Annotated in this window: 22 protein-coding genes; 16 read left to right on the top strand and 6 right to left on the bottom strand. The window is 32.1% G+C overall.

Annotated elements, in window-relative coordinates; translation table 11 throughout:
* The first annotated feature begins 22 nt into the window (after positions 1-22).
* The 10 genes from FVE77_RS01350 (at position 23) to FVE77_RS01305 (ending at position 8,542) form a co-directional block, all read left to right on the top strand.
* Positions 23-769 (top strand): hypothetical protein, encoded by a 747-nt coding sequence (locus tag FVE77_RS01350; protein WP_026745210.1) that lies wholly within the window; start codon positions 23-25, stop codon positions 767-769.
* A 51-nt stretch (positions 770-820) separates the two neighbouring features.
* A complete protein-coding gene (locus FVE77_RS01345) occupies positions 821-1,108 on the top strand; it encodes a hypothetical protein (RefSeq protein WP_006805699.1) in 288 nt (95 codons plus the stop codon).
* A gap of 63 nt (positions 1,109-1,171) precedes the next feature.
* Complete coding sequence (gene gpmA / locus FVE77_RS01340; protein WP_026745209.1) at positions 1,172-1,858, top strand: 2,3-diphosphoglycerate-dependent phosphoglycerate mutase; 687 nt, start codon at positions 1,172-1,174, stop codon at positions 1,856-1,858.
* A gap of 147 nt (positions 1,859-2,005) precedes the next feature.
* A complete protein-coding gene (locus FVE77_RS01335) occupies positions 2,006-2,422 on the top strand; it encodes a DUF2721 domain-containing protein (protein ID WP_232052942.1) in 417 nt (138 codons plus the stop codon).
* A gap of 52 nt (positions 2,423-2,474) precedes the next feature.
* Entirely contained in the window at positions 2,475-3,422 is a 948-nt protein-coding gene (locus tag FVE77_RS01330) for a hypothetical protein (protein WP_026745207.1), read from the top strand.
* 221 nt (positions 3,423-3,643) lie between these two features.
* Entirely contained in the window at positions 3,644-4,981 is a 1,338-nt protein-coding gene (gene glmU / locus FVE77_RS01325; protein WP_026745206.1) for a bifunctional UDP-N-acetylglucosamine diphosphorylase/glucosamine-1-phosphate N-acetyltransferase GlmU, read from the top strand.
* Positions 4,982-5,114: 133 nt separating this feature from the next.
* Positions 5,115-6,107, top strand: coding sequence for a ribose-phosphate diphosphokinase (locus FVE77_RS01320; RefSeq protein WP_026745205.1), 993 nt, complete (start codon positions 5,115-5,117; stop codon positions 6,105-6,107).
* Positions 6,100-6,702 (top strand): L-threonylcarbamoyladenylate synthase, encoded by a 603-nt coding sequence (locus tag FVE77_RS01315; protein WP_026745204.1) that lies wholly within the window; start codon positions 6,100-6,102, stop codon positions 6,700-6,702. The genes FVE77_RS01320 and FVE77_RS01315 overlap by 8 nt, the downstream gene beginning before the upstream one ends.
* A 105-nt stretch (positions 6,703-6,807) precedes the next feature.
* Entirely contained in the window at positions 6,808-7,281 is a 474-nt protein-coding gene (locus FVE77_RS01310; protein WP_006805690.1) for a hypothetical protein, read from the top strand.
* A gap of 43 nt (positions 7,282-7,324) precedes the next feature.
* Complete coding sequence (locus FVE77_RS01305; protein WP_006805689.1) at positions 7,325-8,542, top strand: GspE/PulE family protein; 1,218 nt, start codon at positions 7,325-7,327, stop codon at positions 8,540-8,542.
* A 92-nt stretch (positions 8,543-8,634) separates the two neighbouring features.
* On the opposite strand, the gene FVE77_RS01300 is transcribed toward FVE77_RS01305, so the two are convergent.
* From FVE77_RS01300 to FVE77_RS01285, 4 genes are all read right to left on the bottom strand, one after another.
* On the bottom strand, positions 8,635-10,257 hold the full coding sequence (locus FVE77_RS01300; RefSeq protein ID WP_026745203.1) for an RnfABCDGE type electron transport complex subunit D: 1,623 nt from the start codon (positions 10,255-10,257) through the stop codon (positions 8,635-8,637).
* The gene (gene rsxC / locus FVE77_RS01295) at positions 10,257-11,639 is read right to left on the bottom strand and encodes an electron transport complex subunit RsxC (protein ID WP_026745202.1); all 1,383 of its coding nucleotides are present in this window, start codon (positions 11,637-11,639) and stop codon (positions 10,257-10,259) included. Before rsxC ends, FVE77_RS01300 begins: the two co-directional genes overlap by 1 nt.
* A 232-nt stretch (positions 11,640-11,871) precedes the next feature.
* On the bottom strand, positions 11,872-13,011 hold the full coding sequence (locus FVE77_RS01290; protein ID WP_269208471.1) for an NAD(P)H-dependent flavin oxidoreductase: 1,140 nt from the start codon (positions 13,009-13,011) through the stop codon (positions 11,872-11,874).
* A 55-nt stretch (positions 13,012-13,066) separates the two neighbouring features.
* Complete coding sequence (locus tag FVE77_RS01285; protein WP_026745200.1) at positions 13,067-13,534, bottom strand: hypothetical protein; 468 nt, start codon at positions 13,532-13,534, stop codon at positions 13,067-13,069.
* 255 nt (positions 13,535-13,789) lie between these two features.
* Between FVE77_RS01285 and FVE77_RS01280 the strand changes: the two genes are divergently transcribed.
* The 6 genes from FVE77_RS01280 (at position 13,790) to FVE77_RS01255 (ending at position 19,199) form a co-directional block, all read left to right on the top strand.
* On the top strand, positions 13,790-14,107 hold the full coding sequence (locus tag FVE77_RS01280) for a thioredoxin family protein (protein WP_026745199.1): 318 nt from the start codon (positions 13,790-13,792) through the stop codon (positions 14,105-14,107).
* Between the two features lie 67 nt (positions 14,108-14,174).
* Positions 14,175-15,194 carry a UDP-glucose 4-epimerase GalE gene (galE, locus tag FVE77_RS01275; protein WP_026745198.1) on the top strand — a complete coding sequence of 340 codons (1,020 nt, stop codon included), beginning with the start codon at positions 14,175-14,177 and terminating at the stop codon, positions 15,192-15,194.
* An 18-nt stretch (positions 15,195-15,212) separates the two neighbouring features.
* Positions 15,213-16,238, top strand: coding sequence for a DUF3829 domain-containing protein (locus tag FVE77_RS01270; protein WP_026745197.1), 1,026 nt, complete (start codon positions 15,213-15,215; stop codon positions 16,236-16,238).
* Between the two features lie 37 nt (positions 16,239-16,275).
* Positions 16,276-16,881, top strand: a complete 606-nt coding sequence (locus FVE77_RS01265) for a hypothetical protein (RefSeq protein ID WP_026745196.1) — start codon at positions 16,276-16,278, stop codon at positions 16,879-16,881.
* Positions 16,882-16,910: 29 nt separating this feature from the next.
* Positions 16,911-18,146, top strand: coding sequence for an aminopeptidase (locus FVE77_RS01260; RefSeq protein ID WP_026745195.1), 1,236 nt, complete (start codon positions 16,911-16,913; stop codon positions 18,144-18,146).
* A 282-nt stretch (positions 18,147-18,428) separates the two neighbouring features.
* Positions 18,429-19,199, top strand: coding sequence for a DeoR/GlpR family DNA-binding transcription regulator (locus tag FVE77_RS01255; RefSeq protein ID WP_026745194.1), 771 nt, complete (start codon positions 18,429-18,431; stop codon positions 19,197-19,199).
* A 75-nt stretch (positions 19,200-19,274) separates the two neighbouring features.
* Here FVE77_RS01255 and FVE77_RS01250 read toward each other — a convergent pair whose 3' ends face one another.
* Both FVE77_RS01250 and FVE77_RS01245 read right to left on the bottom strand, forming a co-directional pair.
* Positions 19,275-20,036, bottom strand: a complete 762-nt coding sequence (locus FVE77_RS01250) for a copper homeostasis protein CutC (protein ID WP_026745193.1) — start codon at positions 20,034-20,036, stop codon at positions 19,275-19,277.
* Positions 20,037-20,205: 169 nt separating this feature from the next.
* Entirely contained in the window at positions 20,206-23,886 is a 3,681-nt protein-coding gene (locus FVE77_RS01245) for an LPS-assembly protein LptD (protein ID WP_026745192.1), read from the bottom strand.
* Positions 23,887-23,921: the final 35 nt, after the last annotated feature.

Genomic DNA, 23,921 nt, shown 5'->3' with positions numbered 1-23,921 from the left:
TTGAAGGAGTTTGAATTAAGATATGAAAAAACTAACCTTAATAATACTGCATAAATTACCGAATCGTGTCAGATTCAAAATTTCACACGATATTGCCAATACAAAAAAATTTTTTGAAACAGTAAAAGTTGAAACTAAAAATACAACTTTACGGTATAATCAGACTATAAATACTTTGCTCGTTACATTTGAGCCTGAAGAAATTTCAATAGATGAAGTAATTTACCGAACTGCGACTGCCTTATCAGTTGAACATGGCATGACTTCAGTAAAACTTGTTGAAGATTTTGAAGAAAAATCAATAGATTTACTGTCTGTTTATTCTGGAGCCGCAATATTACTTTCTTTCTTGTATGGGCTTGGCAAAAGTAAAGTTGAAAAATTTCAAATAGGCATAAATAACTTTACAGCAGGGCTGACAACCGCAGCAATTATCGAGCATGCTTACAGGGAAACACAGCGTAAAGGTTTTTTTGACATTGAAATATTACCTGCATTATATTTGCTCAAATCGTATCTGGCAAACAGATCGGTTACAGCGATAGCGCTTATGTGGTTTACAACTTTTGGACGGCATCTTGTATTAAATAATTTTTCCAATAAGGAAGTAAGAATTTACCGTTTAAAAGCTGATAATGGGAAATTTCATTACGTTGTAGATGTAAAAAACGATAATTCCATTGAAAACCTGAGCGATTTGATAGACCATATATTTTTCAATAACAGGGCAGGTAATGAGTCGGATGACAAATACATCGCTTTGCAATAAAAATTAATAAATGATAAAAATAATAATAAATAAAAATTTGGAGGTATAAAAATGATAAAATTTGGAAACATTAAAAAGGAACATTTAGTAGGAGCAGCAATTGGAGTAGGAACTGTGGCAGTAGGTTATTACCTATATAAAAAGAATCAAAATAAAGTTGACAGTTTTTTAAGAAAACAAGGAATAAATATAAAAACATCTTCAGAAGCAACTTATGATAATATGAACCTTGAAGAATTGATGACAACAAAGGAACATCTTGAAGATTTAATTGCTGAAAAAGAATTATCTACAAACACAGCTACTGCAGAAGCAGTTGTAGAAACTGAAACAAAATAATAAAATAAAGTCGCTTTTTTATTAGTTCAAATATAAAACGACTTTATCAAAAGGAGGAAAACAATGAAACTAGTATTAATTCGACACGGTGAAAGCCAATGGAACTTGGAAAACAAATTCACTGGATGGAAGGATGTTGACTTGAGTCCAAAAGGAGTGGAAGAGGCAAAGGCTGGCGGTAAAGCATTAAAGGAAATGGGATTAGTTTTTGACATTGCTTACACGTCTTATTTGAAAAGAGCTATTAAAACTCTTAATTACGTTTTGGAAGAATTGGATGAATTATACATTCCAGTTTACAAATCTTGGAGATTGAATGAACGTCATTACGGAGCATTACAAGGATTAAACAAAGCTGAAACTGCTAAAAAATATGGAGACGAGCAAGTCCTTATCTGGAGAAGAAGCTTTGATGTCGCCCCGCCTGCAATAGACAAATCAAGCGAATATTATCCAAAATCAGATAGAAGATATGCAGATTTATCTGATTCTGAAGCGCCACTTGGAGAAAGCCTTAAAGATACTATTGAAAGAGTTCTGCCTTACTGGCACTCACATATTTCAAAAAGTTTGCAGGAAGGAAAAAATGTTATTGTAGCAGCTCACGGAAACAGTTTGCGTGCTTTAATAAAATATTTGTTAAATATTTCAGATGACGATATTTTAAAACTGAATTTAACAACAGGAAAACCTTTGGTATTTGAAATAGATAAAGATTTAAAAGTATTGTCATCACCAGATTCATTCTAATCTTAATAAAAATAAAATCTTTTAAGCAAGGGCAAAATTTTAGTCCTTGCATTTTTTTGCATTTTTTAGTAATTTCAATTATAATAAAAATAAAGCATAATATTTAAGTTGTTAAATAAATACATATTATAAAAAGTTGAAAGGATGATGAAAAATATGACTTTGGAAATAACTACGCCTGCCGTTCTTTTTCCTACGGTATCTTTACTTTTACTTGCATATACTAACAGATTTTTGGCACTTACAGCAATTGTAAGACAAATGGACTCGAGTGGTGAAATTGAACATGAATTTTATCAGGTTAAAAACCTGAGGAAAAGATTGAAGTACATTAAAAGAATGCAATATTTTGGGGTTTTTAGCTTGTTAATGTGTGCTGTTTCAATGTTATTCCTGTTTTTTCAAATAAATTTTATTGGATATATAAGTTTTGGGATAAGTCTAGTGTCGCTCATAATTTCGTTAATATTTTCATTGTTAGAAATTCAGATTTCACTAGAGGCATTAAGGATTCATTTGAATTATAATGAAAATGATAATGAAATTAAGAAAAAAAATAAATAAAAACTAGAATCATTGAACATACATAAATTATAAATATTTTGATGGAGAAAGAATGAAAAAATTTTTATTAAATTTGGAAAGTATTGATAAAATTGGAATTTACAGATTTGATACTGATGGATTTTCTGTTGGAAATATAATAAAAATCTGGGACAATTATCTACTTTTAAAATCTTATGATACTGAAAATAATGAAGATGGAATGAAAATTTATCAAATTGATAAAATTCAAAGAATTATTTTGGATTCAGATTATATAAAAAATTTAGGAAGCAACTTATTAGATAAAACGGAAAGCAGTTACGAATGGCTGTATACAAAAAACTTAAATTCCATTGACGATATTTTAGAAAATATTATAAAATACAGAACTTTAGTTTTTTTACATTTAAAGGACGAAACAACAGAAATTTGCTATATTACCAAAAAAATTGGAGAAAACTATCTTTTGGAAATACTGGATTATAATCTAAATGTAACTTCTAGAGAAATTATTTCTAAAAATTATATCCGTTTGATAAAATTTTTTGACAGGAAAAAAATAAATAAAGATTTTGAGATTCATAAAATTAAATTATTTGCTGAAAAAACTTATATTGGAAATATTGTTATGGAAAATGAAAAGTTTCTAGTTTTAAAAGAAATTTTCGATTTTGCAACTGAAAAATTTGTAACAGTTATCCGAAAAGAATTTATTGAAGAAATATCTAAACCATTTACTAAAGTTAAATATATTGACAAAATAAACTTAAATAAATATTTTGAAAATATTAATAAGCTAGATTATCTTTCAATTTTAAAAATTTGTCAGGAAAATAATTTATTTGTTTTTATTGACAATGAAGATTTTGAAGATAGTAAAGTTGGGATAGTAACAAAATTGGAAAATAAAAAATTACAATTAAAACTATTGGATAAAAATTTTCAATTTATTGAAATTTTGAATATAAATTATTTAGATATTGATATTTTTTATATAACAAATTATTGCTATATATAAGGTTACATCTCGTTAAAGTTAAAGTTTTTTGCAATATATTTTAACAAATAAAAAACTTTTTCATAACATTTGAATAAATCGGAAAAAATTGATATAATTAGAACGTAAAGTAATTTTGTTAAATTCAAAAATTTGAGTTTTTTTAAACACTAGATTTTTTATAGCTTGAGTAAAATGAAAACGAATATTTTATTGTTAATAATTAAATTGAAGGAGGAATGATGATTTCGTTAATTTTGGCGGCAGGGAAAGGGACTCGTATGAAGTCCGATCAATCGAAGGTTTTACACAAGGTAAATGGTGTTCCTATGATTAGAAGAGTTGTCAATGTGCTGGAAAATATCGGGAATGAAAAAAATATTTTTATTCTAGGACACAAAAAGGAAGATGTTCTAGCTGAAATGGGAAATGTCGTTTATGTCACACAAGAAGAACAGCTTGGAACAGGACACGCTATTCTAATTGCAAAGGATAAAATCAAGGAATACGGTGAAGATGTGCTCATCACTTGCGGAGATACGCCTCTTTTAAAAGAAGAAACTTTGAAAAAATTAAAGGATAACTTTGATGAAAAAAATCTTGACTGTATTGTGCTTTCATGTAAAGTTAAAAATCCATTTGGATATGGACGGATTGTTAAGGAAAATGGCAAAATTTCAAATATTGTCGAAGAAAAGGAAGCAAGCAAAAGTGAGAAAAAAATAGATGAAATTAATACTGGAGTCTATATTTTCAAAAATCAAAGTCTGCTTTATGCGATAGAAAAAATTGACAACAACAATTCAAAAGGTGAATATTATTTAACCGATGCTATAAAAATATTGACAAATGAAGGTTACAGTGTTGACAGCTTTCAAATTGAAGATGAAGATGAAATCTTAGGAGTAAACTCAAAAGCTCAGTTAGCACAGGCAAGCAAAATTTCAAGAAACAGAAAAAATACTGAACTTATGGATAACGGAGTAATTCTGATTGACCCAGATACAACTTATATTGAAGATAACGTTGAGATTGGACAGGATACTGTAATTCATCCAAATGTTACAATTCAAGGTAATACGAAAATTGGGAAAAACTGCGAAATCTTGGGAAATACGAGAATTGAAAATTCTGTGATTGCTGATAATGTGAAAATAGAGGCTTCTGTTGTTGAGCAGTCTACTCTTGAGGAAGGGGTAACTGTGGGACCTTTTGCACATTTACGTCCAAAGGCGCATTTGAAAGAAACTGTACATGTGGGAAACTTTGTGGAAATAAAAAATGCTACGCTTGAAAAAGGTGTGAAAACAGGGCATTTGACTTATATTGGAGATGCTGAAGTTGGGGAAGATACAAATATTGGCGCAGGAACAATTACTTGTAACTATGACGGGAAAAATAAACATAAGACTAAAATTGGAAAAAATGCCTTTATTGGAAGCAATTCAATAATTGTAGCACCTGTAGAAATTGGAGACAAAGTGCTAACTGCCGCAGGTTCTGTTATTACAAAGAATATTCCTAATGAAGCACTTGCATTTGGAAGGGCAAAACAGGTAAATAAAGAAAAAAATAAGTAAAACATTTTGAAAAATGTCAAAAAATCAGAAAATGTTATAAAACATTTATTATGTAAATTTAATACCTTATAACTTAATGGAAAATAAAAATATTTTAATAAAAATTCAAAATATAGAGAGAAAGGGAAATGAAATGATAACATTAACCAAGGAAGACAAGAGCAGAATAAGAATATTTGCAGGAACATCAAGTGAAGTTTTAGCACAAAAAATTGTAAAATATTTGGATATGGATTTATCATCTGCTGAAATTGTAAGATTTGCTGATGGAGAAACTTTTGCAAAGTCAAATGAAAGTGTACGGGGATGCAAGGTGTTTATCATCCAATCTACTTCAAAACCTGTAAATGAAAGTATTATGGAGCTTTTAGTTTTTATTGATGCGATTAAAAGGTCATCAGCCAGAGAAATTATTGCGATAATTCCTTATTACGGATATGCAAGGCAGGACAGAAAGGCAAGTCCACGTGAGCCGATCACATCAAAACTTGTTGCAAATCTGCTTACTGTTGCAGGAGCTACAAGAGTAGTTACAATGGATTTACATGCAAGACAAATTCAAGGATTTTTTGACATTCCAGTGGATCACATGGAAGCATTGCCAATTTTGGCTAAACACTTTATAAAATATGGATTCCACCCGGAAGATACTGTTGTTGTTTCACCTGACGTTGGAGGCGTAAAAAGAGCAAGAGGGCTTGCAAACTGGCTTCATACACCGCTTGCGATAATTGACAAAAGACGTGCGAAGGCAAATGTTTCGGAAGTTATGAATATTATTGGAGATATAAAAGGGAAAAAAGCCATCTTAATTGACGATATGATTGACACAGCGGGAACAATTTGCAATGCGGCGCAGGCTCTGATTGACAAAGGGGCATCGGAAGTTTACGCATGTGCTACACACGCCGTATTCTCAGATCCTGCAATCGAAAGATTAAAAAACTCAGCCTTTACAGAAGTTGTGGTAACTGACACAATCCAATTGCCCGAAGACAGAAAATTCGACAAATTGAAAATTTTATCAACAAGTAAAATGTTGGCGGAAATAATAAAAAGAATTGCTACAAATAATCCAATAAGCGACTTATTTGAAATGCCGGTTGATGATGGTAACGATGACTAAAATTCAAAATGCAGTAAATATTTTAAAAAAGGGAGGAGTTGCCATATTTCCAACGGACACTGTTTATGGAATAGGCACTCTTCCCAAAAAAGAATACATGGAAAAAATTTATAAAATAAAAAAAAGGGATTTTTCAAAAAAAATAATCGCTTTAATCAGTGATAAAAATAAATTAGCAGAATTAATAAACGAAACTGATGAAAATATAAAAAAAATTGAAAATATACTCAAAAAATATTGGCCGGGAGAATTGACTGTTATCTTTCGTGCAAATCAGAATTTTACAAAACATTTTGATAAAAATATGGAAACAATTGGAATTCGTATTCCAAAAAATGAAACTGCCCTTGAAATAATAAAAAAATCTGGAGGCGTTTTATTAACCACAAGTGCAAATATTTCAGGCGAAAATGCTGTCACTAAAGTAGAAAAACTGAGCGAGGAATTAATAAAAAATGCAGATATAATTATTTCAAATGAAAAAGTGAAACTGACAGGAAAACCTTCTACAATTGTGAAATATGAAGATGGAAAATTGACATTGCTAAGAGAAGGAAATATTGCATTTGAAGAAATAATCAATAATTTTAGATGATGATATTTAAGATTAAATTGACAAAAGTTAGATATTTGAGTAGAATAATTATAATTTTAATAAATTATTATAAATATAAAAATAATAAATGGAAAGGAGTCTTTTATGGCAAAAATGGTAAATCCAAATACTGTTAGCAATATGGATTTAATAAATGCAAAATCACAAGCGAAAATGCAGCAGATTGTGCAGAAAGTTGGAAAAGGAAAAAGAAAAGTTAATGTTACGTTTTCTAAAATGTCAAGAAGTTATCTGACAAGAATGATCGAGGAAATGAGAAAAATGATGAGTCAATACGAAAAGCAGCTTCCAAATGTATTTGCTTTTTTCAAATATTTAGAAAATGAAGTAAAAATAACAAAGGCAAACAAAAAGGAAAAAACTAAAAATGTGAAACTTTCTTACGAAGAAGTTGACTTTTTTAAATTGCAGCTAAAAGAAACATTAAAAGGGATTGATGCTCAACGTGCTACTTTAAAATGGTACAATTTGATTAAGAAAGCATTATTTAAAACATTGACAAAACAGACAGAAGCAGTGCTGGAAGAATTTAATTCTGGAAGTGTTAAAAAGAAATAAATAAAATATAAAAATATAAAAGCGGGAAGGAAAATTGAGGACAATGAATAAAAAAATAAACGAAAAGTTAAACGAAAAAGTAAAACTTAAAGACTTTGCAGATAATAAAAACAATATATTATCAAACGACACGGTTTCTTATCTAAATGAAATTGTAAAAGCTGGATTTAAGGAGCGTGCCAGTGATATTCACATAAAATTTGACTTGCTTGAAGGAATGGAAATAAAGTATCGAGTTGATGGATACCTTATGGAAAGCCAACAATTATATGAAACTGTGAATAAAAAAGTGCTGGAAAAAAATATCACGGAAATTATTGCCAGAATAAAAATTTTGGCGGGAATGAATGTTGCAGAGAAAAGAAAGCCGCAAGATGGCAGCTTTTCTTTTTTATTTAATATAAAAAATCTTAATAAACGTTACGACATAAGAGCTGCCTACATGCCAACAATCGGTGGTGAAACTATGGTTTTACGTATTCTTGAAAATTATCTGGAAGATATAAATCTTGAAACACTTGGATTTTCAAATCAAAGCATAGCAATGTTAAAAGAAATTTTAACTAGAAAATATGGAATGATTTTGGTAAGCGGTCCGACAGGATCTGGAAAATCCACAACTTTAAAATCCCTAATAACTATGTTAAATGACGGAAGAAAAAAAATCATAACTGTAGAAGATCCTGTTGAAAGTAAAATTGAGGGAATTGTTCAGGTACAGGTAAATCAGAATATTGGAGTAACATTTGCTGAAGTTTTGAAAGCTACGTTAAGAAACGATCCTGATATTATAGTAATCTCAGAAATTCGTGATGAAGTTACTGCAGAAATTGCTGTAAGAGCCGCATTAACAGGACATCTTGTTATATCCACAATTCACACAAACGACGCTGTTTCCACATTAATTAGGCTAGTGGATATGGGTATTCCAAAATATTTGATATTAGATTCGTTAATTGGCGTGATTGGACAACGGCTGGTTGGAAAAAAATGCCAGAAATGTATGGGAGAAGGTTGTAGTGAATGCTCCAATGGATACAGCGGCAGAATTTCGATAAATGAAGTACTTGTGCTGAATCAGGATGTGCGAAATATTTTAAAAGAAGACAACCATCTCGGTTCTGAAACTAAAAATAAACTGAAAATGCTGAATCAAAAATCTAAAAATCAAAAGCACTTCATTGATTTTATGGAAGATGCAGATGAAAAAATTGAGAAAAATTTGATTTTTGAAAGGGAAAAGACGAGTATTATTTTTTAACAAAAAATGCAAGGATTTTTATTTCCATTATCCTTGCACAAATTTGTTTTTTAGGAAATTAAGTTAATTATTTAGCTAATTTCCTTTTTTATTTAATTAAATTTTTTATTTCTATCACTTCTTATTAATTGCAATGTTAACACTAAAATATATAAATAAACTAAATATGGAATAGCCCCTATCTTATGTAAACCTATAAAAATTAATGCAAAAACAATAATTCCAAGTGTCAGCAATATTGCTTTTCCACCTTGCTTTACAACTTCTTCCTTCACATCGTATCCAAATACAACTGGACGGAACACTTTATTTATAAATCTCGTAAATGGATTCAAAATTAGCAATACATACGATAATGTTTCATTTTTTACTCCAAGCACTGACAGAAGCGCAATCACAACACCCAGCATTATTCCATAATAAATCTTTCCGCCTGCAAATGATGGACTTGTCGGCATATCAGTGGCCATAAATATTCCTGTTAATAAAAGTCCTCCCGTTGAAACAGAAATTCCATCCTTTAAAACCATTGCGGCTATAAATGATGTGGCAAATAAAGTTACAGGGATATGCCATGAAATACGGTTTTTTAATAATAAATACAATCCTCCCAGAATTAATGCAAATGCAGAATATGAACCCAATGAGCCTGAAGAAGTTAGCAGCAGTTCATCTAAATAGCTCATAATCGGTGTTTTCTGAAAATTTACGAAGAAATTTATTTTTGATAGTCTTAGTGCTTCTTGACTAAACCAAATAGTTCCAGAAGACATCGCCGCCGGAAAGAAAACTGTCATAAATTCACGTCCTACTACTGCGGGATTAAGTACATTTTTCCCAATTCCTCCGTACATCAGTTTCCCAAAAATTATAGCCATGCCCGCTCCAAAAGCGACAACTGGCAATGAAGTCAGAGGCGCCAAAGTCAAAGCCATCAAAATCCCTGTGATTACTGCTGATAAATCATGTGCAGAATCCTTGTCATTCAAAAATATTATTGAAAATAATTTTTCAGTTACTACTGCTGAAAAAATAGAAGTTACAATTACTAGAAGAGCTTTTGCTCCATATACCAGAGATGCCGCGACAATAGCAGGAATAAGTGATATAATCACATCCTTCATAACGCTTCTTATATCAACTTCCGTACGGATATAAGGTGTAAATGACAGTTTTTTATTTTTTCGATTTTTAAAGAAATTTTTTATTATCGAATTTCTGTCTGTCTTTTTAGCAGCTTTTTCCTTTTGGGCTGTATTTACTGTTTTTGTATCTGTTTTTACCGATTTATCGGAATTTTTCCTTAAATTTACGTTTTCATTTTGATTATTTAATTTTGCTGTCTTTTCTTGTGTTTTTTCAATTTTTTTCAAATTTTCAGTATTTTGATTGTCTTTATTTACGTTTTCTGATTCTTTTGGCTGTATAAAACCTTTTTCTAGCCTTTCTCTTTTGGCTTTCTGTTCTCTTATTTTTTCAAGCTTTATTATTTTTCCGCTGTTAGTTTTTACTTTTTCATTAATTTCATTTGTTTTTTTATTTTTCAAATCCATATGCTTATCATCCATGTCTATTTTATTTTTATTTTCATTTTCATTTTCACTTACAAAGTTGTTTTTAGAAATTTGTGAGCCATCATTATCAAAAAGTGCATCTTTAAATCTTTTTTTTCTTACATTCAGTATATCCTCAAGCAAAGATTTATCATCTGCCATTACCTGTTTTCCCCCATTTCTGAAAGAACTGCCTTTCCGGTCTTTATGCTCTCCATTAGAGGAACTCTGGACGGACAGACAAATTCACATGCTCCGCACTCAATACAGTTCTGAATGTTAGCTTTTACCATTTTTTCATATTTTCCCTTTTCATAATAATCTGCAAATTCAAATGGCATAAGATTCATTGGGCAGGCTTCAACACAGTATCCACACGAAATACAGTTATTTCTTTCGATTTCCTCCGTGCTTAAAAATAATATTCCTGAAGTTCCTTTTATTACAGGCACTCTCGAATCAAATACCTCTATCCCCATCATAGGCCCTCCAAAAATTACCTTTTCCTCATTCGTAATTTTCAGCTGCTTTACAATATGGTAAAGCGGTGTGCCGAATTTTATCCTGTAATTTCCAATATTCCTTGCTTCCTCTCCAGAAATTGTAACTACTCTTTCAATAAGCGGTTTCCCTTCAAAAAATGCATCATAGATTGCCTTGACTGTGCTTACATTACTTACAACAACGCCTTTTTCCAAAGGAAGCTCCCCTTTTCGCACCTTTATCCCTGTAACCGTGTTTATTAGCTGTAATTCACTCCCCTGTGGATAAATTGTAGGAAGAAGCTTTACTTTTATTTGAAATTTTTCCTTTCTTCCCATTTCCTCAACCACTTCCACAAGCTCCCTGTTTTCCTCTTCTATTCCAATTACAACTTCTTTAGGATTTAAGAGCTTTTGTATGACTTTCAGCCCATTAATTATTTCCTTCGTATGATTTTTCATGACAGAATAATCTGAAGTTAAGTATGGCTCGCATTCAGCTCCATTTATTATAAGCGTGTCTACTTTCCTGAATTTTATGTCATACTTTACATGTGTTGGAAACTGAGCTCCTCCAAGCCCTACAATTCCGGCTTCCTTTATTATGCTGAAAATTTCTTCCTTCTTGATTAGCTTTAAATCATTCAGTTCCCTTTTGACAAGTTTTTCCTGCTTATTCTGAAAATCATTTGCAATTATGACGGTTTTCACTTTATTTCCATTTGGAAGTGAATGTTCCACAATATCAGCGATGTCCCCCGAAACAGGCGAATGTATATTAGCCGAAATAACCCCTGAAGATTCCCCAATCTTTTCATATTTTTTTACATAATCACCTATTTCCACCACTGGAATTGCAGGACTTCCTATATGCTGTGAAAGAGGCACATATAAAAGTTCTGAATCCTGAAGTTCCTTTAGTTCTGTATTTTTTGTCCTAGGTTTCATCGGCTCACGCTTTTCATTTTTTCTGACTTTTCTTCCTTTATTATCTTCGGTTTCATCGGCATCTTTGTTCATAAGAATGTTTATTACCCTTTTTATACTTATGTTTCTAGTCATTTTTTTCTCCATTTTCTGTTTTTTATTTTTGTTTTACGAGTGTCTATACCGCCATATTTCAATCTTCCAGTAAAAGATAAAACAGATTCAATGCACAAATTTTCTGCAAGACTCAAATATGGCAAAACTGCTTAAAAACGAAATTCAAAATCTATATCCGTTTCATTAAAATAAGTAGAAAACAAGGGGATTTCCCTGTATTCGCCCCTTGTTCCTGATTTTTATTATACTCTTAATCAATCTCCGTCATAAGCTCATCTATCAGATCTTTTACATGCACTATTTCCTTTAATCTCCATCCGTTAGCTCCCGAGAAGAACAATCCACTTTGAAGCCTACCTAAATAGGCATCTCCTAAGCTGTCTGCAATACAGTATCCCACTCTATTTGCACCTTTTCCACGTTCACACGGAAATACACAGTTGCTTATACATTTTATTTTCTTTGTATTTGGCTCCAACGTCTGAACTAAGTTCGTTTTTACAGCACGTCCTGGATAGCCAACTGGCGAACTTACAATTACTATGTCCTCTTCTTTTGCATCGAGCAGAACCTGTTTTAGAACATCGCTTGCATCACATTCGTAAGTTCCGATAAATCTTGTCCCCATTTGAACGGCATCGGCTCCAAGCGCCATAATATTTTTTATATCGTTATTGTCCCATATTCCACCTGCCGCTATAATAGGAAAATCTCCCCATTTATCACGTTCCTCCTTAATTGGCGGCAAAATCGCTTCCAGCTGATGTTCAGGAGCAAATAATTCTTCATATTTTGCACCTTGATGTCCACCACTTTTTGGCCCTTCCACAATTACAGCTCCCGGCATTCTCCCAGCAGCTTTCCATTTTTTGCAGATTATTTTCAAAGCTCTGGCTGATGAAACTATCGGCACGATTTCCACATCCGGATAATCCTTTACAAGCCTTGGAAGTTCCAACGGAAGCCCTGCTCCTGTAACAATAATATTTGCCCCAGCCTCAAGAGCATCCTTTACCACTCTCTCATAATCATTTATTGCATGAAGAATATTGCACGCAAGCGGTTTATCTCCACAAATTTTTCTTGCATTTTTAAATATTTCAAAAAGTGCTTCACGGTTGTAGGCATTTTCTGTCCCAAGAGGACGACCATTTACGGCTTTTTTTACGAATCTCATATTTTGGTAGTATCCAGTACAGATGGCGCTTATTGTTCCAAGGCATCCATTTTTAGCTACATTTCCAGCAAGCTGGTCCCAGCTGATTCCAACACCCATTCCACCTTGAACTATCGGCTTTTCAATAAAATATTTCCCAATTTTTATTCCCTTTAGTTCTATTTTACTTTTCCCCTTCGATTCTTCCAGAATTTCTTCTTTAATTTCTGTTATTTCATTCAATTTGATTTCCTCCAATTTATAATTTTTATAGATAATTACTGCATAATTACTTGTAAAAATTATATGGCGGAGCTCTGCCAATTTTTATATTTTTACTTATTGAAGTATAATTCAATATAACGCTGCAAAAATGCAGCTTTGGCAAAATATTTATGAGCTTTGTAATTTTTTCAATTATTTTTTTTCTTATATCATTTTCAATAAAGTTTATATATCCGTTGGAACAGAGCCTCTCAAAATTTTCTATGAGTTTTTTCAAATCGACATTTTCCAGAAAAGACAAGTCCATGCCTGAATTGGAAATATACTTATCCAGTAATTTAAGAAATTCGTCACTTTTTCCTAGTATAATATTTTTATTTTTTTTATATAATAAAGCAACATTTTCAATATTTAAAAAATTTATTTTAGAAAAAGTGTCAAAACATCCGTTTTTCCCAAACTGTCCAAAAAGATTCAGTATAACCGACTGTATAACCTTTGATAACTTTTTCAGCCGAAATTTTTCAAACATAAAAACCTCCTTTATTATTGTTTTTTAATTAATTATATAATGTTTTTGCACTTTTTACAATTAAATTTTTTTATTTTGATAATCAAAATATTTTTGTTGATAAAAAATTTTCCTATCTTTCTTAATTTTACCATATTATACCTTTCCAAACAATAGAAATCAATTTTTCTGATAGAAAAAATAAAATTGCACAAACTAATTAAAATTGGTATAATAATGAAAAATATAAATTTATAAAAATTAAGAGGTGAAAATATGAGTAAAATCATCAATTATGCTGGAGAAGACTTTGAAAATGAAATAATTTCGCATACTGGACTTACACTTGTGGATTTTTATGCCATCTGGTGCGGACCTTGCCAAATGCTTGAAAAGGTTCTTGCTGAGGTGGCCAGCAGTTCCGAGTGCACGATTGTCAGAGTTGATGTTGACGATTACCCTGAGTTTGGAACTAAATTTAAGATAAGAGGACTTCCTATGCTTGTTCTTTTTAAGGATGGAGAAATTGTAGAAACTTTGAATGGATTTCAAACTTTTGATGAAATTATGGAAAAAATTAATTTACATAGTTAATTTGATAATTTTAAAATTTGCTTTTTAGATATGGAAATATAAAATTTTAGAAGGAAGTGATGTTTTTATGAAGACAGTTTTAGTCCCAGGAGGAGCTGGATATATCGGCTCTCACACTGTTTTAGACTTGATAAAGAAAGGATTTCATCCGATTATAGCTGATGATTTTAGTAATTCAAGCAGAAAGGTTATTTCAATTTTAGAAGAACTTTCTGGAACGAAAATATCTTTTTATGAGCTTGATATAAAAAATAAGAAAGGCTTGAGAAAAATCTTTAGTGAAAACAAAATTGATGCTGTAATTAACTTTGCAGGATTTAAGGCTGTTGGGGAATCTGTGGAAAAACCACTTATGTACTATGAAAATAATTTATTTGGTATGATTACTTTACTTGAAGTGATGAAGGAATTTGATGTAAAAAATATTGTATTCAGCTCTTCTGCCACTGTTTACGGTATTCCTGAAAAAATGCCTTTAGTCGAAGGCGATCCAATGGGTGCGACAAATCCTTATGGACGTACAAAACTGATGATTGAAAATATTTTAGTTGATTTGGCAACTTCTGATGATTCCTGGAATATTATTGCCCTTAGATACTTTAATCCATTAGGGGCTCACGAAAGTGGAAGAATCGGAGAAGACCCAAACGGCATTCCAAACAACCTTGCCCCTTACATAACTCAGGTGGCAGTAGGAAAACTGGAAAAACTGCACGTTTTTGGAAATGATTATGACACTCCTGACGGAACTTGCATAAGAGATTTTGTCCATGTAAACGACTTGGCGGCAGGACATTCGGCTGCGATAAACTATTTATTTAGCGGAAATATTGGATTTGAAGCAATAAACCTGGGAAGTGAAAAAGGTTACAGCGTCCTTGAAATTCTAAAAAACTTTGAAAAAGCCGTTGGAAAAACTATCCCGTATGTAATTGACGGCCGTAGAGCAGGAGATATTGCCGTTTCCTATGCCGATGCCTCAAAAGCCAAAAAATTATTAAACTGGGAAGCAAAATATACTATCGAAGATATGTGCAGAGATTCCTGGAACTGGCAGAAAAAAAATCCAAATGGATTTGAAGACTAATTTTTTTACGGAGATACTATGAAAAAAATTTTTTTGTTAATTTTTACAGCTATTTTTATTTTTAGCTGCAATAATGGTTCTAATTTAAAAGAAACTCAATCTGATAAAATGACTGAAGAAGAAAAGGTAAAATTTGAAAAACTTCAGAATATGTCGCCATTTTTAGGGGTATTAAAAACTATTAATTCGTATGATGATGTATTCTCTGAATATGATTCAAAATATAGCATGTATTTTAGGATAAAAAGAGGTGAAAAAGAAGAGTTTTTTATTCCTTCAGAAATAAATATACGAGAACTTGTGGAAAAATACCCAGTAACTCCAATAGAAAAAGAATATTTTGAAACGAAAGAATATTTAAAAAACATGATTCAAAACAACAGTATCCTAAAAGACTTTGAAAAACCATTAAATGAATATTTTGAGTATTCTGAAAAGAAAATTTCAAAAATGAAAGAAATTGAGAATTATTATAAAAGTAACGAATATAAAAAAGATAATTTTCAGAAAGGTAAAATTTTAGACAAAGAATACGAAGAAATTCTTATGTCATACAGTTATTATGACAGTAGTCTTGTATCAGAATTTCAAAATTTAGAGTCCCTCTCGGCAAAATATTTACTAAATAATTTAAAAAATAGTGGACAAACTGCCGCATATAATATTTTCCGAATAAAATTTATCATTTCTTTAATTAATAAAAAAATTGATAATCTTTTGGTTTTTAAAGAAGAAAAAAATAATAACTTTATAAATCAACTGAAAATGCTAGAAAAAGATCTTAAATTAGCAATATCTCAAGCTGAGAAAATAAAAGATTCGGAGATTGAAAATGAAAAACTGGATATTGATAATTATAAATTATATTTAAAAAAGACAAAAACATATACAAAAATTTTCTATAAAGGACTAAAAAAACTAAAAAGTAATAATTCTTATTCAGATAATGATGAACTATATATTTTTGAATCCGAAAAATATCATGACTTACAATTTTATAAAGATAATGAGAAAAACGAGAAAATGAAAATCTTTTATCAATAATAAATAAAAATATAGTATTATACAAGGAGAACTTTTTATGAAAAAATTATTTTTGATGTTTATGTTATTAACGCCGCTTGCTATGGCATATGGAGAGAGAGGCGAGATTATTGTAAGTCCTATTTATGCTAAACCAAAAAGTGAAAGTAATCAGCAAAAAGCTGGGAAGTATGCACTGGGAAGCGGTGTTAAAATTGCAGCCGAAGGAATATCTGGAATTGATGGCGATGCTGTAATGGGTTTAGGAACAGGAATAACATATAACTCTTTGAAAGTTAAGGGAAACGGTATAAACAGCAATTCTGGAAATTTAGTTTCCATACCATTTTATTTAATATTCGGAACTGGTACAGATAACGGAGTATACACAAAACTTTCATTAGGTTTTGCACTTAGAAATGGGAGCGTAAAATGGACTGACAGCAATGGAGGTACTGGAAAAATAAAAGCCAGACCTCTGACTGGATATGCCGCTTTTGGTATTGGAGTTAGAAAAGAAAGATTTTCAGTCGGTTTAAGTGCCAGCACATCAGCAAAGGCAAAAAGAACATACTCCAGCCCTGCTAAGCATTATAGAGATAATATTATGTTAAGCGGAGCAGCAATATCGTTAGATTTTGGGTATGCTCTTAAATATGAATAGTAAAAAATTTTGAAAGGAAAGAAATAAAAATGAACAACTTTGAAGAAAAATTAAATAAATATGCCGAGGTAATTGTAAAAATTGGGGCAAATGTACAGAAAGGGCAGAAAGTCTGGGTAAACTGTACAACTGATGCTTTACCGTTAGTCTATAAGGTTACAGAATTAGCTTATCAAGTGGGAGCAAGTGATGTTCATGTTAAATTGACAGATGACAAATTATCAAGACTTCATGCTGAATATCAATCGAAAGAAGTCTATTCACACATCCCACAATGGGCAATTGACGAAAGAAATGATTATCTTGATAATAATGTCGTATTTATACACATTTTAAGCAGTTCTCCAAATTTATTTGCTGGAATTGATGCTGAAAAGCTGGGAGCATTGACAAAAAATGCTGGGGAAGCCTATAAACATTACAGAACATGCATTATGACAGATGTAAATTCTTGGACAATCGCAAGCTATCCTTCGGCAGACTGGGCAAAACTTGTATTCCCAGATGAAGCAAATACTGATATTGCACAGGAAAAACTGCTTGATGCAATATTAAAAACTGTAAGAATTGATAAAGCTGATCCGGTTAAGGCTTGGGAGGATCATAGGCAAAACTTGACTGAAAAAGCTGAATTTTTGAACAATAAAAACTTTGTAGCGCTTCACTATACTTCAAAAGGTACTGACTTGACAGTAGGACTTCCTAAAAATCACATTTGGGTAGCGGCTGGAAGTAAAAATGCAAAAGGAGCGGATTTCTTGCCAAATATGCCGACAGAAGAAGTATTTACGGCTGGAGACAGAGACCGTGCAGATGGTTATGTTTCAAATAAAAAGCCGCTTTCTTATCAAGGGAACATTATTGATAACTTCAAATTGACTTTTAAGGATGGAAAAGTTGTGGATTTTGAAGCGGAGCAAGGATATGAGATTTTGAAGCAGCTGCTTGATACTGATGAAGGTTCGAGACGAATTGGAGAAGTTGCCCTTGTGCCGAACGACTCCCCTATTTCTAACTCTGGGCTTCTTTATTACCAGACATTGTTTGATGAAAACGCCTCAAACCATCTGGCATTGGGCGCTGCATATCCAACTACCCTAAAAGATGGTACAAAAATGACTGAAGAAGAATTGGAGAAAGCTCACATTAATCAGTCTATTTCCCACGTTGACTTTATGATTGGCGATGCGGAAATGGATATTGACGGAATTTTGGAAGATGGGACAAGAGTTCCTGTGTTTAGAAAAGGAAATTGGGCATTTTAAAATCATTAATGCAAGGGCATTGATTTCCCTTATATATTTTTTTAGTTTTAATATTAAATCCTGTTTAAATAGCAGAAATCAAAAAATCCATGAAATTAAAGCCATTTTTTACAAGATATGCTGTTATGCTTGCTTATTAATTATATATAATAGCCTTTAATTGAATTTTATCATTAAGTATTCATATAAGATATTCTTCTTATAGAATTTTATTTCTATTTTTTAAACGGGGTTTAGTATAAAGCCGCTTTATTAATTTATAACAAATATTGGAGATTTAACATGTTTTTAGATGAAAGACTGGAAAAAATACTGGAAATTTTAAAAAGTGAGAAAAAAGTAAAAGTTACTGACTTGGCCAAAAAATTCAATGTTTCAGAAGTTATCATAAGAAAAAACCTGAAAAGGCTGGAACAGGAAGGAAGGCTGAAAAGAACCCACGGAGGAGCTATTCTGCTGCAGGAACTCGCTCACACAAGCACTCTTGAGGAAAGAATCATCAACAGGACAGCACACAAGGAGATTATTGCCAGAAAAATCATTGACAATATTGAAGATGGCGAAACAATATTTTTTGACATTACAAGCATAAATTACATCGCCGCCGAATACCTTGCAAATTCCTCAAAAGAAATAACCCTCATAACGAACATGCCTAGCATTACCACTCACTTCAATAAAAATTCAAAAGTAACTATTATTATGATTGGTGGAGAGTACAATAAGGAAATCGGAGGAAATGTGGGAATTGAGGCAATTAACTACATAAAAAAATATAATGTTGACAAATCTTTCATCGGAAGCGCCGGGATTGATCTGGAAGCTGGAAAAGTAATGAATTTTGAAGCAAATGACGGAAATACAAAAAAAGAAATAATGAATATTTCCAAAAAGATTTTTTTAGCTACTGAATATAGAAAATTAGGAATTTTGGGAAATTATAAATTTAGCAATTTATCGAATTTTGATATATTTATTTGTGAAAAAGATAAAAAAGATTTTTTAGAAAACTATAAAAAGGGATTTGATGAATTTGAAGTTGAAATCTTATAATTTATAATATTTCCTGCTTAAATAACGGACATAAAAAAAGCCAAACTTAAAAAATCTGGCTTTTTTCAGATATTTTTAAAATCTTTTCTGCAAATAATCAGCCATTTCCCTTACCAGCTCCTCATCTGTCTCCAAAATTTTAAACTCATCAAATTCTTTTAATCCCATATTTACATCCTGTTTTTTGTACTCCATTTTGCTTTGCTTAATTCTTTTTGCAGAAAAATGAAAATTAACTGCACCTGTAAAATCTGCTATTTCCTCAATATTTTTAATATTCAGTCCTGCCCCAACAAGTATTTCCGTTTTATTTTCATTATTCTTGTTTGAAAGATCAACCAGTTCTTTTAGCAGCTTTTTACCTTTCAGGCAATCTTGCGCCTGTCCTGATGTCAATATATTCCGAACCTTCAATTCCTGTAGCTGATGAAATGCCTTTATCGGATTTTTACATACGTCAAATGCCCTGTGAAACGTTATTGGAATATTTTGAGCTTCATCTATAAATCTTTTCATGTTTTCCATATCAATTTCCCCATCTTTAGTTAAAACTCCTGCAACTATTCCATCAACTCCCGCTTCTCTAAACATTTTTATTTCATTCCTTATAATATTTATCTCATAGTCTGAATACAAGAAATCCCCAAATCTAGGACGTATCAAAACATTTATTGGAATATCCACATTTTTTCTTACTTCTTCAAACAAGCTTTTTGTAGGAGTAGTTCCCCCTATTATCAAGCCGCTGCAAAGCTCCAGCCTTGCCGCTCCGCCTCTTTGTGCATTTATCGCTGATTCTACGCTATCCACACATATTTCAAGAGTATATTTTTTCATTCTTCCCATCTCCTTCATTAAACAAAATAAATTTAAAAGTCATGGCTACCCTTCAAAAACTGCAAGCCTGTATAATTTTATCAGTTCAGCATTCCCAGATACAATATGAAAAAACATTAGAAAATACAGTTTATTAGTATTTCTAATGTTTATTCCATTATTATATTTTTTATAATCCTGCTCCAAATTCAAATCCTTTTCCAGAATATTTAAACTGTGCATTTTTTTCAGGGAACGGTGTTATTCCAAATTTAAGAGACACTACTGGATAGTAGCCCAGCTTTTTGTTGTTTGGCTTGTCCCATTTCATTCCTGCTCCGATTTCCCATTCAATATTTTCAAAACGATGGCTCAAAGTTGCCATTCCCAATGTTAGCTTATTAACTTTTTTAGCATACCATGAACTTTCGTAAATTTCAGGATCAGAAGCTTTTGGAGCTCCATTTTGAACATACTGGAATTTTCCTCCAACCCACCAAGGCTTGTCAGGATCCCTTGAAAACATGTATTTTCCTTCAAGTTCATGCTTTCTAAAATCAAAAGTGCTGTTACGTGTCGGATTATTTCTATATATTCTATCAGGTCTTTCCATTATAAAAGCATATCTGATAAACATTTTTTCCAAATATCCAGCCTCAATCTTGAAGGACAAGTCATTAATTTTGTCAAATCCTTTCATTCCGCTTGGATTAGCGGCATCAGATCCATCTATCTGCATGTCCATTCCAATCTGGAAATATTTTTTATGGCTTCTTAAATTCTGTAATTTCGTATTGAAGTCATTCAGGCTGAACTTGTTTTGACGGTAATTTTCCTCTTCGACATAACTTTTATACGCTTCCTCTTCTTCACTGCTAAGAAAAAGCCTGTCGTCACTATTGACAACAATTTTGTCAATTGAGGATTTATTTGCATTGTTAATGGAAAATTCCTGCGTATTTGAATTTTTTACTATGTTTATGTCCTTAATCTGATTTTCAGATTCGATAATTTCCTTTTCCTTTGCCTTTTCTTTCTTCTCCACATCCGCAGCAAATCTAGGCTGAGCATTATTTTCATATCTATACAGGAATCCTATTGTCGTATAGTCATTCCCACGGATATATCTGTCATCTGCAGTATTTATCGGTGTATTGTTCAAGTCCCTGTATATCTTTTTACCAAATCCAAAATTTACTCTGAAATAGTGATCTGACTCAAATTTTTTATTTTTCATTTTTGATGTATCGTAGACAAATCCCAGCCTGTGGTAATTTGTTTTTAGTTTTAACGCAGGATAGCCAAAGTTTGGATTATCCCCATAGATGTCATTTGCCTTATTTACAAGATTTGTGTACTCAAATCCCCATTCGTTAAAGTTTATTCCAAAAGTTCTTTCCTTCATGGATTCCTTGTAAACTTTCTGATTCCACCCAAGGCTTGTATTGTAAGGGAATAGCTGTTTATTCTTTTCTCCAAAACGGTACAGGAAGTTATCTCCTGCATCCGAAAGGTATCCATATTGAATCTCCCTGTTAAAATCCCTTACGGACTTGAAATTTTCAAATTCATATTCTTCATTATTGGCAAAGTCAAAGCTTACAAATCTTTTGTTTGCAATGTCAGCCTTGAAATAATTTCTGACATATCTGTTTTTTAGCCAGTTATCCTTAAAATGTCTGTCATCCCTCATTGTCAGGTTATAATTGAATGTTACATTACCTATATGATAATTGAAGTCATTTCTAAGCCCCAGTGCATTTGTCGGCACTTCCACAATATCAAAGCCGTTGTATGTTGCACTTCCCGCTGTTGTTCTCTGAAATGTAACAGTCGCATCGTTTGTAACTTTCACATCATATTTGTTATTTTTCTTTGATGTATTATCAAAAAATGTCGTAAATAGACGTGTATCAAGCGTAAAAATTCTTATTGACGGACTTTGCCTTATAATTTCTCCGCTCGAGTCCTTTGCTACCCTGTATCCTGTCTGAGAATCCAGATCCTCCACTTTTCGCCCGTTAACAAATTCAGGTACTCCCAGACTGCTGTAATCCCTGTTTTCAAATGCCAGATTATATCCAATAAACGAATCCTTGAACGGAATATCAATCCTGTCATTTCCCGCATTAAACTTCTGCAGCCTGTATTTTTCGTAGATGATTTTCTTTGGACGGCGAATCGTCACGTTATCCTCGTAAACTTTATATATTCTGCTTTCATCAGTAGTTGCCGGATTTAAGAATAAGGCATTATAATTTTCGTTATCTCTGGTGTAGTCATACTCATATTCTTTTTTTCTTATATCGACCTGCTTTACCTGCGCTCCGAAATACAAAGTATTTGTCAGATTCTGATAACCTGTTCTAGGCTGATAGCCAAAAAAATTACTTTCCCTGAACGGATAGTAATTTCCAAAAGTCAACCCCCATTCCTTTCTCTTATCGTAGGCAACATTCTGTACCCAGTGAATCGTCTTATCATCTCCACGATCACGCATTCCAAGCAGTTCTCCGTATTCATCCTTATCGGAATCAAGATAATCAAATTTTATTTTCGGTCCTCTAAAATCAATTCCATAGTTACGTTTTTTTCTGTATGAATTTAAATCTCCCACATATCCTGGGTTAATATCCCGAAAATCTTCATTATCAACCGTTATCGCAACATTATTGTTTCCATTTGTATATTTTATGTTTTTATATAAATCAACATCTGTTCTACGCGGATCCAAATTGTCATCATCCATAATTTTATCATTTATTTCAGTCAACGCTTTAAGCGCGTGCTTATCCTGCGTCCAGTAATATTTCGCATTCAATTCCCCATTCTGCCCAAGCTCCTGATTGATATTCAGATTCCAGAATCCAATTTGTTTGTATTTATCCACAAATTCTGTGTAATCATCCTTCAGCTCGTTTCCATTGACGGCATACATCAGATTTGTTGTAATATTCTGATAGTTCAAATCCCATATTCCGTATCCAGCATCATAGAACTTCCTGTCTTCCTTTTCCTTCTTGGGAGTATTTCTTACTTTGTGATTCCACTTGAAATCCCATTCCTTACGATGATTTCCGATTGGAACGACAAACCTGTTTATAAATATATTTCCTGAATTATTCCCCCAGAAGGCATAGTCATTTGAGAATTTTATTGCCAATTTCTGCTTCGTACTTAGCTCAAAGTCCACAAATCCCTGTGCAAGCGGACCTAAATCATAGTCAAATCCCATTATCCCAAAAAAGCCCCTGTCACTGTCCATTCCAATATACGGAAATAATGTTGCCCTTTGGGTAGAAGGTTTTAGGGAGGTTACATAATACGGCAGCTTAACCCATGTCTTTCCTCCTGCGAAGATTCCGATATTTCTCGCAATAGCCTTTCTGTTGGGATATATTTCCAGCTCTTCAGCATTTATCTTATAGCTTGGATTTTCGTATGGACTCGTTGTAAACCATCCATTTTTTATAAAAATGGCCTTATTCCCTTCAGCCAGCGTCTCCTCGCCGCCATAACGTAATTTTATCTTAGTGTCATAACTTTCTGAATTAAATATTTTCGCCAATTTTGTGTCCATATCAAAAATAAGGTTATCAGCTTTTATAATTTGAGAACCTTGAGTAAATTCAACATTTCCAGATCCTGAAAGAATGTTCTTGTTGGCAATTTTTTTCAATTTATCTGCGTTTATTGTAAAATCTCCATATTTTACGGTAACATTACCTTCGGTATTTATTTCCTCTGTTTCCAGATTTATTGTAGATTTTTCTGTTTCCAGTTCTATAACTTGTCCAGCAGCATTCATCTTGCCAAAAAGTATAATATAAAACAGTAAAATAAACAATACTTTGTATCTAATTCTTTTCATTTTTTCAACCTTTTATTTTATTAGAGTTTTGCTAA

It is taken from the genome of Leptotrichia hofstadii, from assembly GCF_007990525.1.
Classification (GTDB): Bacteria; Fusobacteriota; Fusobacteriia; order Fusobacteriales; family Leptotrichiaceae; genus Leptotrichia; species Leptotrichia hofstadii.
The sequence above is the reverse complement of the archived record's forward strand: the minus strand, read 5'-3'. Positions and strand labels throughout refer to the sequence as shown.

What these genes read in the sequence shown, in the direction of transcription:
- FVE77_RS01335 (WP_232052942.1), top strand. Translation starts at nt 2,006, where the DNA reads ATGAAAAATATGACTTTGGAAATAACTACGCCTGCCGTTCTTTTTCCT.
- FVE77_RS01300 (WP_026745203.1), bottom strand. Translation starts at nt 10,257, where the DNA reads ATGGCAGATGATAAATCTTTGCTTGAGGATATACTGAATGTAAGAAAA.
- FVE77_RS01285 (WP_026745200.1), bottom strand. Translation starts at nt 13,534, where the DNA reads ATGTTTGAAAAATTTCGGCTGAAAAAGTTATCAAAGGTTATACAGTCG.
- FVE77_RS01315 (WP_026745204.1), top strand. Translation starts at nt 6,100, where the DNA reads ATGACTAAAATTCAAAATGCAGTAAATATTTTAAAAAAGGGAGGAGTT.
- FVE77_RS01305 (WP_006805689.1), top strand. Translation starts at nt 7,325, where the DNA reads ATGAATAAAAAAATAAACGAAAAGTTAAACGAAAAAGTAAAACTTAAA.
- FVE77_RS01265 (WP_026745196.1), top strand. Translation starts at nt 16,276, where the DNA reads ATGAAAAAATTATTTTTGATGTTTATGTTATTAACGCCGCTTGCTATG.
- FVE77_RS01255 (WP_026745194.1), top strand. Translation starts at nt 18,429, where the DNA reads ATGTTTTTAGATGAAAGACTGGAAAAAATACTGGAAATTTTAAAAAGT.
- FVE77_RS01270 (WP_026745197.1), top strand. Translation starts at nt 15,213, where the DNA reads ATGAAAAAAATTTTTTTGTTAATTTTTACAGCTATTTTTATTTTTAGC.
- FVE77_RS01250 (WP_026745193.1), bottom strand. Translation starts at nt 20,036, where the DNA reads ATGAAAAAATATACTCTTGAAATATGTGTGGATAGCGTAGAATCAGCG.
- FVE77_RS01350 (WP_026745210.1), top strand. Translation starts at nt 23, where the DNA reads ATGAAAAAACTAACCTTAATAATACTGCATAAATTACCGAATCGTGTC.
- gpmA (WP_026745209.1), top strand. Translation starts at nt 1,172, where the DNA reads ATGAAACTAGTATTAATTCGACACGGTGAAAGCCAATGGAACTTGGAA.
- FVE77_RS01310 (WP_006805690.1), top strand. Translation starts at nt 6,808, where the DNA reads ATGGCAAAAATGGTAAATCCAAATACTGTTAGCAATATGGATTTAATA.
- glmU (WP_026745206.1), top strand. Translation starts at nt 3,644, where the DNA reads ATGATTTCGTTAATTTTGGCGGCAGGGAAAGGGACTCGTATGAAGTCC.
- FVE77_RS01280 (WP_026745199.1), top strand. Translation starts at nt 13,790, where the DNA reads ATGAGTAAAATCATCAATTATGCTGGAGAAGACTTTGAAAATGAAATA.
- FVE77_RS01330 (WP_026745207.1), top strand. Translation starts at nt 2,475, where the DNA reads ATGAAAAAATTTTTATTAAATTTGGAAAGTATTGATAAAATTGGAATT.
- rsxC (WP_026745202.1), bottom strand. Translation starts at nt 11,639, where the DNA reads ATGACTAGAAACATAAGTATAAAAAGGGTAATAAACATTCTTATGAAC.
- FVE77_RS01245 (WP_026745192.1), bottom strand. Translation starts at nt 23,886, where the DNA reads ATGAAAAGAATTAGATACAAAGTATTGTTTATTTTACTGTTTTATATT.
- FVE77_RS01320 (WP_026745205.1), top strand. Translation starts at nt 5,115, where the DNA reads ATGATAACATTAACCAAGGAAGACAAGAGCAGAATAAGAATATTTGCA.
- FVE77_RS01260 (WP_026745195.1), top strand. Translation starts at nt 16,911, where the DNA reads ATGAACAACTTTGAAGAAAAATTAAATAAATATGCCGAGGTAATTGTA.
- galE (WP_026745198.1), top strand. Translation starts at nt 14,175, where the DNA reads ATGAAGACAGTTTTAGTCCCAGGAGGAGCTGGATATATCGGCTCTCAC.
- FVE77_RS01345 (WP_006805699.1), top strand. Translation starts at nt 821, where the DNA reads ATGATAAAATTTGGAAACATTAAAAAGGAACATTTAGTAGGAGCAGCA.